Here is an 8882-nt window from a genome sequence, read left to right on the forward strand (position 1 = left end):
TCGTCAGTTGTTTATAAGAGACAGACCCACAACCCCCCGAACCTGGTCGTCCGGCCGGGCGCGGCCGGCCGGACGACGCTCAGCGCTCAGACCTCGGCGGCGGCGAGGGCCGCACGCACCTCCTCGGCGCCCGCGGGCTTCGAGGCGGGCGGCCAGTTGTCGTCGGCGGCATAGGGGCGTACGTAAACCGGGGTATCCCGTTGGGAGCGGCGGCTTTCGGCGAGGGACCCACCGTCGACCACGTCATAGCCGATGGCGTCGATGAGGTCGGTGGCGAGCTTCTTGGCGTCGGGGTCGTCGCCGAACACGGGCAGGGCAGACCGGTCCGCGGCACCGACCGGGCGCGCGAGTTCGGCGAGGTTGGCGTAGGCGATGTTGTTGAACGCCTTGACCACCTTCGATTCCGGCAGGTGGCGTTGCAGCAGTTCGCTGGTGGTGGTCTGGTCGGCGTCGAGTTCGGGGAAGGCGCCGTCGCGGTCGGGATAGTAGTTGTTGGTGTCGAACACGACCTTGCCCGCGAGCGGTGCGACCGGTACGTCCCGATACGCCTTCAACGGCACCGTGACCACCACATAGTCGCCCGCTTCGGCCGCTTCGGCCGGGGTACCCGCCCGAGCCCGCGGACCCAGCTCGGCGACCAGATCCGCCAGGGTCTGCGGTCCGCGTGAGTTGCTGAGCACCACGTCATAACCCGCGTCCACCGCCAGCCGCGCGACGGTGGATCCGATATGTCCGCTACCGATCAATCCGAGTGTCGTCATGCGCAGCACAACCGCCACCACCGCATCGTTGTTCCCGCGCACCGCGGCCGTTGTCACCGCGCCCACTGCCGGATAGCGTGGGGCGATGGTGTCGTCGGCTCATCTGGTCTCGTTCGCGGGTTTGGCGTTTCTGCTGGTGATCGTGCCCGGACCCAGCGTCTTGTTCACGATCGGCCGGGCACTCACCGTCGGGCGACGATCGGCGCTGATGACCGTGCTGGGCAATGCGGTCGGGGTGTACGGCCAAGTCGTGGCAGTCGCGTTCGGGTTGGGCGCGGTGGTGGCGGCGTCGGCGGCGGTGTTCACCGCGATCAAACTGGTCGGCGCCGCCTATCTGGTCTGTCTCGGCGTGCAGGCGATTCGCCATCGTGACGCGCTACGGACTGCCTTTCACGCCGAGCAGGACGTGGCCGCGCACAGTCCGATGGCGGCGTTGCGCGACGGCGTGATCGTCGGGGCCGCCAACCCGAAGACCATCGTCTTCCTGGCGGCGCTGCTGCCACAGTTCGTGGATACCACGCACGGTGCGGTCCCTCAGCAGATGTTGATCCTCGGGCTCTGCATCCCCGTGTTCGGCCTGATCTTCGACTCGCTCTGGGCGTTCGCGGCCGGGTCGGCACGGTCCTGGTTCGCGCGGTCGCCACGCCGTCTCGCCGCCATCGGCGGTACCAGTGGCCTGGTGATGATCGGGCTCGGCACGTCACTCGCTCTCACCGGTCGCAAAGACTGAACTACAACCGTCAGGATCTTCGATGAAGAGCTTGCTGCTCACCGGCGCTGTGGCGCTGATGGTCTCGGTGTCGACGCACGCGGTGGCACAGGCCGAGGTGGGGCCGGGCGCCACCTATGTCGCGCTCGGCGATTCCGGGGCAGCCACCACCGGTGCGGTCGATCTCGACGTGACGGCTCCGCTGCGCTGTGTGCGGTCCACCGCCAACGCGCCGAAGCTGGTCGCCGAAAAACTCGGGCTGGCGCTGGACGACCGGACCTGCAGCTCGGCGAAGATCCCGGATCTGTACGGGTCGCAAGGCGCCGGGATCGACCCCCAGTTCGACGCACTCGGTCCCGCCACCCGGATCGTCACCCTGCACATGGGCGCCAACGACGCCGGCATGACCGAGTTCATCCTCGGCCACTGTCACGCCGGAGCACTCAGCGGCGGTTGTGCCGCCGAGGCAGATCCGGAGTGGGACAACAGGATAGACGCGATCGCGCCCGCCTACGCCGCCGCGCTGGCCGACATCACCCGGCGCGCACCCGAGGCGACCGTTTTCGTCGACGGGTGGCCCACCTATCTCACGAACACCAGCTGCCCGGCCATGCTCGGCCTGCTTCCCGCCGACGCCGCCTACATCCAGTCCAAGTTCGAACGCCTCAACACCGTCGTCGCGCGGGCGGCCGCCGACCACGGCGCCGTGTACATCGATACCGTCACCGCCTCCCGCGAATTCGGGATGTGCGCCGACCCTGGCGTCCGCTGGTTCGATCCGATTCTCGCCGATCAGACCCTGCTCCCCTATCACCCCACCCTCGCGGGCCAACGGGGCGTCGCGGACCTGATCGTCGCCGCCGTCGAGTCGACCGGAGTCCTTTCCCGCTGACCTCTGCGGTCTAGAGCTTCGCGCCACCCGCAGTGAGGTCGCGCACGAGCAGCGCGGCGTGCAGGGAGGTGCGCGATTCACCGTCGTCGAGGTCGACGGCGAGGACGCGTTCGATGCGGGCGAGACGGTCGTAGAGGGTGGGCCGGCTGATCGCGAGCGCCTTGGCGAGCTCGGTCTTGTTGCCCGCCAGGTCGAGGAAGCGGCGCAGCGTGCCGGTGAGGTCGGCGGTGTGGCGGATGTCGTAGCGCAGCAGTGCCCCGAGTTCGGCCTCGGCGAAACTCTGCACGCCGGGCTCGTCGCGGATCAGCGACAGCAGACCGCGCAGACGAATATCCGCGCTGCGGAAGAACGCGCGATTCGCCGCCGCGGTCATCGACAGGGCTACCTCGGCGACACCCGCGGCATGCGCGAGCCTGCCCGCGGTGTCGAGGAGGGAATCGGAGTCGGCGCCGACGCCGACGACCGCACGACGCACGTTGTCGACCCGGCCGACCTCGGCCAGCACCGCCGAACACACCGTCGCCAGCCGGCCGTCGACGTCGTCGCCCCGCGGCACCGCGAGGATCGCGGTGACCTGCTCCCCATCGGAGCCACCGCGGGTTCGCCGATGTTCCGCCGCGCTGAGCGCCGACGCGTCGACCAGGCCGAGCGCATGCGTCACCGCTTCGACGATGGCCTCGCTCCGTCGTTGCGCCGCCACCGGATCCGGTGCCGGTTCCGTATCGATCTCGATCGCCAGCGGCACATAACGAGCCCGGCGGTGCAGACCGAGGGCTGCCGCGCGCGCCTGCGCGTCGCGCTCGTCGATCACCCGGCCCTCCACCAAATCGGCGATCAGGCCGGTCTGGGCCTGGCGGTGCAGGCCGAAACGGTCCTTGTCGATCATCCGGTGCAGGGTGATGGTCTGCGCGGCGCGTTCGAGGACCATGCCCACCCGCGCGGTGTGGGCATGGTCGGTGCGCAGGATCAGCCTGCCCCAGCGCTGTGTGTGCGGTCCGACGCCGACCACACCCGACCCGTCGGGCAGCATCCGCGACACCGATTCCCAATCATCGAGCAGCGCGGCCGAACTGGTGTGGCGGGCGGTAGCCGCCAGCACCCGATGCGACAGGTCTTCCAGCACCACCGACGCGTCGAGCATGCTCGCGGCCGTGTGCACGATCTCGGCCAGCGCGGCGCGGCGCACGCTCAGCTCGGTGAAGGTCTCGTGCACGGTGCGCGCGAATTCGAGTTCGGCGTATTGGTCGGCGACGATCGCCCGATGGACGGCTTCGGTGATCTCCACGAAGCGGGTCACCCGGTGCAGCACGATCACCGGCAACCCGAGTTCGGCGGCCGTGGCGGCAACGACGGGACCCAGCTCGCTCACGTAGCTGCCCAGCTCCACGACCAGTCCCGCGACGCCGGCGGCGGACAGCGATCTCAGGTAGACGATCCGCGCCTGCTCGGGAGCGGCGAGCGCCTGCCCGGTGGTCAGGATCAACTCCGAGCCGACCAGGAGGTCGGCCACCTCGGCCTGGTCGCTGACATGCACCCAGCGCACCGCCCGGTCCAGGTTCGCGGCACAGATGACCTCGGGTTGCCCGGCCTGCATCACCGGCGTCGCGAGCACATCGGCCACGGTCATCAGCATTGACGAATCGTAATATGAATGCCGCGATTGTGTACATATCGTCGGCCCGCCGACGGCTCAGGATGGACCAGGGTGGAAGCACCACACCACCGGCGAAACGAGGCATTCATGCAGTCCATCGGGCACTGGATCGACGGCAAATCGGTCAGCGGCAGCAGCGAGACCACCGCGCCGGTGACCAATCCCGCCACCGGCGCCGTCACCGGGGAGCTGGCGCTGGCCAATGTGGCCGACACCCGCGCCGCGATCGACGCCGCGACGATGGCCTTCGCCTCCTGGCGTGACGCCTCGCTCACCCGCCGCACCCAGGTGCTGTTCCGCTTCCGCGAACTCCTGGCCGAGCGGAAGACCGAACTGGCCGCGGTGATCACCGCCGAACACGGCAAGGTGGCCGCCGACGCGCTCGGCGAGGTGACCCGTGGGCTCGAAGTCGTCGAATTCGCCTGTGGTGTCCCGCAACTGCTCAAAGGCGGCTTCACCGAGAACGCCTCGACCGATGTCGACATCTACTCGATCCGGCAGCCGCTGGGTCCGGTCGCGATCATCGCACCGTTCAACTTCCCCGCCATGGTGCCGATGTGGTTCTTCCCGCTGGCGATCGGCGCGGGCAACACGGTGGTGCTCAAGCCGAGCGAGAAGGACCCGTCGGCGGCGCTGTGGCTGGCGCGGCTGTGGCAGGAGGCAGGCCTGCCCGACGGTGTGTTCAATGTCGTGCAGGGCGACAAGGTCGCCGTCGACGAGCTCCTGGACAACCCGGCCGTCAAGGCCGTCTCGTTCGTCGGCTCGACCCCGATCGCCAAGTACGTGTACCAGCGCGGCACCGCGGCGGGCAAGCGGGTGCAGGCGCTCGGCGGCGCGAAGAACCACATGGTGGTACTGCCCGACGCCGATCTGGACCTGGCCGCCGATGCCGCCGTGAACGCCGGTTTCGGGTCGGCGGGTGAGCGGTGCATGGCGATCAGCGTGGTCGTCGCCGTCGGCGGGGTGGCCGACGATCTGGTCACCAAGATCAGTGCACGAGCCGCGAACATCGTCACCGGTGACGGCACCGGTGGCGCCGAGATGGGCCCGCTGATCACCCGGGCGCACCGCGACCGGGTGGCCGAGTACATCGACGCGGGCGAGACGGCCGGTGCCCGGGTGGTGCTCGACGGGCGCAATCTCACCGTCGACGGCGCACCGGACGGATTCTGGCTGGGCCCCACGATTCTCGACGAGGTCACTCCGACCATGAGCGTCTACACCGACGAGATCTTCGGCCCGGTGCTGTCGGTCGTGCGGGTCGGTACCTATGAGGAGGCGGTGGCGCTGATCAACGCGAACCGCTACGGCAACGGCACCGCCATCTTCACCAACGACGGCGGCGCGGGACGACGGTTCCAGCACGAGGTGGAGGTGGGTATGGTCGGCATCAACGTCCCGATCCCCGTGCCGATGGCCTATTTCAGCTTCGGCGGCTGGAAGAATTCCCTGTTCGGTGACTCGCACGCGCACGGCACCGACGGCGTGCACTTCTTCACCCGCACCAAAGCGGTCACCACCCGCTGGCTCGACCCGAGCCACGGTGGGCTGGAACTCGGTTTCCCACAGAACAAGTGACTTCAGGAGACTTCGCCATGACGCTTTCCGAAGAGGCCGCTCGCGCCTACGAGCTCGACCGCCGCCACGTCTTCCATTCCTGGTCCGCGCAGGCGACTCTCACGCCGACGGTGCTCACCGCCGCCGAGGGGTGCTACGTGTGGGACGGCGAGGGCAACCGCCTGCTCGACTTCTCCTCGATGATGGTGAACACCAATATCGGCCACCAGCATCCGAAGGTCGTCGCCGCGATCCAGGAGCAGGCGGCCAAGCTGTGCACTGTCGCACCCTCGTTCGTCAACGATGCCCGCTCGGAAGCGGCCCGCCTGATCAGCGAACGCACGCCCGGTGACCTCGACACGATCTTCTTCACCAACGGCGGCGCCGACGCCGTCGAGCACGCCGTCCGGATGGCGCGACTGCACACCGGCCGCTACAAGGTGCTCTCGCGCTACCGCTCCTATCACGGCGGCACCGAGACCGCGGTGAACCTCACCGGCGACCCGCGCCGCTGGCCCAACGACCACGGCAACACCGGCACCGTGCACTTCTTCGGCCCGTTCCTGTATCGCTCGGAGTTCCACGCCACCGACGAGGCGCAGGAAACCGAACGCGCGCTGGCGCATCTGGAACGCACCATCGAGATGGAGGGTCCGGCCACCATCGCCGCGGTCGTCCTGGAGTCGGTCCCGGGCACCGCGGGCATCATGGTGCCGACCACGGAGTACATGCGTGGAGTGCGCGCGCTGTGCGACAAGCACGGCATCGTCTTCATCGCCGACGAGGTGATGGCCGGCTTCGGCCGGACCGGAAAGTGGTTCGCCATCGACAATTTCGATGTCGTGCCCGATCTGATCACCTTCGCCAAGGGCGTGAACTCCGGGTATGTCCCGCTCGGCGGCGTGGCGATCAACGCGGCCATCGCGGCGACCTTCGCCCACCGCCCGTATCCCGGCGGGCTCACCTATTCCGGTCATCCGCTGGCCACCGCCGCTGCCGTCGCGACGATCAACGCGATGGCCGAGGAAGGCATTGTCGAGAACGCCGCCGACATCGGCGCGACGGTCATCGGGCCCGGCCTTCGTGAACTGGCGCAACGGCATCCGAGCATCGGCGAAGTCCGCGGGCTCGGTGTCTTCTGGGCCGTCGAGCTGGTCCGGAACCGGGCCACCCGCGAGCCACTGGCCCCCTACGGCGGCACCAGCCCCGCGATGAACGAACTGGTGGCCGCCTGCCGCGCAGGCGGGATGCTGCCGTTCGTCAATTTCAACCGCTTGCACGTGGTCCCGCCGTGCGTGATCACCGAGGCCGAGGCCAAGGAGGGGCTCGCCATCCTCGACCAAGCCCTCACCGTCGCCGACGCGCACACCGTCGCTACCCCTTGATCCAGTCGATCGCGATGGCGACGACGGCGGCGTTGAAGAAGAAACTCGGCACGCTGTGGGCGGTGACGCGCCGGCGCATCGACCGGTGCACCACCTTCACATCCGATACCGCGAACGACGTACCGATGGTGAACGAGAAGTACACGAACTCCGACAGCTGCGGCACCGGGCACTCCGGGAAACGCAGTCCCCCGTCGGCGAACTGGGCCCGCGCGTAGATCTGCGCGAACGCGGTGTGCAGGAGCAACCACGACATCAGCACCGTCGCCGCCGCGACGGCATTGTCGGCATCGCTGTCGCGGGCACCGATCATGATCATCCCGGCCGCCAGCCCGGCGCCACTGGCCACCACCGCGAAAGTGGTGGTGTACCAGCGTGGACCGATCCAGTCGATGGAGTCGTCGGGCAGGTCGCGGCGCAACAGCAGCCAGCCCGACGCGACATAGGCGACGGCCAGCAGATCCCAGACCAGCAGCAGGCCGATCCCGCCGGTTGTCCACGAGAAGAGCGACAACCAGACCACACCGAGGACGGTCAGCCCGAGCTCCAGTACCCACACCAGCGTGCGACTCATGGCCGCAACGTCTACCACGCCGCCGCGTGGACACACCGACACCGCGCCCGGCGGCGGCGTTTCCGCGCCGCGCGACTGGTCGACGCGCTCCGGCTACGCGTGACCACCGATCGAATCCTGACCGGAATTCCCCGGCCGGGCAATGCGTTGTCCAAGAGCGTGACCGATACCGCAGTGCTTTCCGATGAACTGAAGTCGTACCTCGACGAGGAGAAGGTCTACGCGACCGTCGCCACCGTCGGGCCCAACGGGCATCCGCATCTGACCGTGGTCTGGATCAAACGCGAGGGCGACGAACTGCTGTTCTCCACCACCGTCTCACGGCAGCAGGCCAAGAACCTGGTGCGTGACCCGCGGATCACCGTGATGGTGAACCCGCCGGAGCGGCCGTTCCTGTACGCCGAGGTACGCGGAACCGCCACCACCACACCGGATCCCGAGCGGGCGCTGCCGGACGAGATGTCGCTCAAATACACCGGCAAGCCGTATCGCGAGTTCAACCCGGCCTCGGTGGACGACGCCGAACGCGTCGTCATCCGCGTCACCCCCACCAAGGTCGCCGGACGCTTCTGACCAGCGGGCCCGGCGGAGTCAGCTCCGCTGGGCCTCTTCCTGCGCGTGCTGCGCCTGCACCAGCTGTTGCGGGGTGTAGCGCACGGTCAGCGCGACGAGCGCGGCGACGGCGGCGATGATCGCGCAGATGAACAGCACCAGGGTGTAGCCGCTGTTGAGCGCGTCGATCTCGGCGGGCGTCGTGTTCGCGCCGGGGGTATCGCTGCCGCCGAGCGACAGCGTGCGTGACGCCGCGATCGGGCTGAGCAGACCGATGGCGATCGGTGTCGCCAGGCTCATGAACATCTGGCCGACCGCCGAGAGCGGGCCGATGTTCGACGGCGGAACCCCGACCAGCACGCAGAGCGGAGCGAGCACGATCGCCATCCCGACGCCGAAGCCGATCACCAGCAGCAGGGCCAGCAGCGTCGGCAGGTACTGCACGTGCCGGTCCAGCGTCGACCCGAAGAACAGGCCGACGGCGAGCACCACACCCGCGGTGGCGAGCAACCAGCGCGGGGCGATCACCAACGCGGCCTTGGAGGCCACGGCACCGCCGACACCGATGCCGATGGTGAACGGGATCGAGGCGACACCGGCCAGCAGCGGGCTGTAGCCGAGCACGTTCTGCAGCAGCTGGGCGACGAAGAATGTCATCGCGCCGAGCACCGCACCGGCCAGGAAGATCAGAACGAAGGTGGCGACCCGGTCGCGGCTGTCGAACAGCGACCACGGCAGCAGCGGATCGGATTCGCGTCGCTCGGCGAAAACGAAGATCACCAGCAGGACGAAACCGCC

The 8882-nt window shown here is 68.6% G+C and carries 9 protein-coding genes; 5 read left to right on the plus strand and 4 right to left on the minus strand.

The annotated features are described in order from the left end of the window. Positions 1–86: 86 nt before the first annotated feature. Positions 87–827, minus strand: coding sequence for an NADPH-dependent F420 reductase (locus ACFWF3_RS14125; protein WP_379313996.1), 741 nt, complete (start codon positions 825–827; stop codon positions 87–89). Between the two features lie 19 nt (positions 828–846). On the opposite strand from ACFWF3_RS14125, the gene ACFWF3_RS14130 reads away from it, so the two are divergent. Both ACFWF3_RS14130 and ACFWF3_RS14135 read left to right on the plus strand, forming a co-directional pair. Then, positions 847–1491 carry a LysE family translocator gene (locus ACFWF3_RS14130; protein WP_379313997.1) on the plus strand — a complete coding sequence of 215 codons (645 nt, stop codon included), beginning with the start codon at positions 847–849 and terminating at the stop codon, positions 1489–1491. Between the two features lie 22 nt (positions 1492–1513). Continuing rightward, the gene (locus ACFWF3_RS14135) at positions 1514–2362 is read left to right on the plus strand and encodes an SGNH/GDSL hydrolase family protein (protein ID WP_379313998.1); all 849 of its coding nucleotides are present in this window, start codon (positions 1514–1516) and stop codon (positions 2360–2362) included. A 10-nt stretch (positions 2363–2372) separates the two neighbouring features. Here the strand turns inward: ACFWF3_RS14135 and ACFWF3_RS14140 are convergent, their stop codons facing one another. Beyond that, the gene (locus tag ACFWF3_RS14140) at positions 2373–3995 is read right to left on the minus strand and encodes a PucR family transcriptional regulator (RefSeq protein WP_379313999.1); all 1623 of its coding nucleotides are present in this window, start codon (positions 3993–3995) and stop codon (positions 2373–2375) included. A 108-nt stretch (positions 3996–4103) separates the two neighbouring features. Here ACFWF3_RS14140 and ACFWF3_RS14145 point away from each other — a divergent pair, with 108 nt between their 5' ends. Together ACFWF3_RS14145 and ACFWF3_RS14150 are read left to right on the plus strand one after the other, a co-directional pair. Continuing rightward, positions 4104–5594: a CoA-acylating methylmalonate-semialdehyde dehydrogenase gene (locus ACFWF3_RS14145; RefSeq protein WP_379314000.1), complete on the plus strand. Its 1491-nt coding sequence runs from the start codon at positions 4104–4106 to the stop codon at positions 5592–5594. 17 nt (positions 5595–5611) lie between these two features. Next, positions 5612–6958 (plus strand): aspartate aminotransferase family protein, encoded by a 1347-nt coding sequence (locus ACFWF3_RS14150; RefSeq protein WP_378992308.1) that lies wholly within the window; start codon positions 5612–5614, stop codon positions 6956–6958. Here the strand turns inward: ACFWF3_RS14150 and ACFWF3_RS14155 are convergent. After that, positions 6948–7532 (minus strand): DUF1345 domain-containing protein, encoded by a 585-nt coding sequence (locus ACFWF3_RS14155; protein WP_379314001.1) that lies wholly within the window; start codon positions 7530–7532, stop codon positions 6948–6950. The genes ACFWF3_RS14150 and ACFWF3_RS14155 overlap by 11 nt on opposite strands. 99 nt (positions 7533–7631) lie before the next feature. Here ACFWF3_RS14155 and ACFWF3_RS14160 point away from each other — a divergent pair, with 99 nt between their 5' ends. Then, positions 7632–8105: a PPOX class F420-dependent oxidoreductase gene (locus ACFWF3_RS14160; protein WP_378992304.1), complete on the plus strand. Its 474-nt coding sequence runs from the start codon at positions 7632–7634 to the stop codon at positions 8103–8105. 18 nt (positions 8106–8123) lie between these two features. Here the strand turns inward: ACFWF3_RS14160 and ACFWF3_RS14165 are convergent. Then, the coding region (locus ACFWF3_RS14165; protein ID WP_379314002.1) for an MFS transporter at positions 8124–8882 on the minus strand (759 nt) is incomplete at its 5' end.

This window comes from Nocardia sp. NPDC060220, assembly GCF_042727815.1.
Lineage (GTDB): Bacteria > Actinomycetota > Actinomycetes > Mycobacteriales > Mycobacteriaceae > Nocardia.